The sequence below is a fragment of the Gilliamella sp. Pas-s27 genome (assembly GCF_009795865.1).
GTDB lineage: Bacteria > Pseudomonadota > Gammaproteobacteria > Enterobacterales > Orbaceae > Gilliamella.
This window is the reverse complement of the sequence record NZ_WTEW01000085.1, coordinates 1-900: the sequence shown is the minus strand read 5'-3', so window position 1 is coordinate 900 and position 900 is coordinate 1. Positions and strand designations below refer to the sequence as shown.

The window sequence follows — 900 nt, the reverse complement described above, 5'->3', positions numbered from 1 at the left end:
GTTTAAACTATTACGAATGGATGTGGATAAATAGCTATATGGCGTTTTCGGATAATAATTTGGATGGGGAATTGATGCCAGAAGATGAGTTTACATGGCCAATCAAAGTCAACTGGCCAGAAGAAATCGACAAAAAATCCAAAGCGAGCTCGCTTGAAATGTATCAACAAATAGACGCCGAGTATAAAAAATTAGGGAATAAATAATCTCCAAAGTACCGTGGTAATAGACCCAAAAGTGGCTGAATTAAGGGTAAAAGCCAAAAAAGTGATTGGCATATTACATTACTGGCAAGGTAAAGACGCCAAATCGCCACTACGCATTGAACATATTATCAATTAAAAAGGGAGAACGTAATAATGCCATCTAAATATCAACCGCAAGTTTCCGCATGGTGTCAGGATTTGTATAAATGGGTATATACAACAAATTTACATTTAAGTAATAATAAAAAACTACGTTATGCTAATGATGATTTTTGTGAATTTTCGAGGCGTTCAATAGGTTTAGGATATTTTTCTCGTTGGATAACTATTATTTGTTTATCAATACTCATTTTACTATCAGTTTTTGTATTATATATCGTAATTCCGCATATTCCTGTTAGCACGCATAAAGCTTTGGTTATACCTAGCTGCGTTTTAGTATTATTTATATTTTATCTTCTTACTCAATTTTTTTTCTATTTATCATATGCTCCTGAAGATTGCCCAATACGTTTTAATCGAAAAACAGGTAAAGTTTATGTTTATGAACATTTTATCTTATATTTTGGAACATGGACTATTTTTACTCGTTCGCCCTTTAGAGCTAAAGAGATAACGGTTAAAGAGTTTAATTGGGCAGATATTCAAGGGTGTATGGCCTCAGTATCAGTTCCTCTTGCTAGTGGCGGAACGG

At 33.8% G+C, this 900-nt stretch carries 1 protein-coding gene and 1 pseudogene; both read left to right on the top strand.

All coding sequences use genetic code 11. The features are described 5' to 3' along the window. Positions 1-206 (top strand): annotated as a pseudogene (locus GQ589_RS11780) (hypothetical protein); the annotation flags it as partial. 153 nt (positions 207-359) lie between these two features. Beyond that, positions 360-900 (top strand): DUF6708 domain-containing protein (locus GQ589_RS11775; protein ID WP_202115105.1); only part of this gene is annotated, 541 nt, incomplete at its 3' end.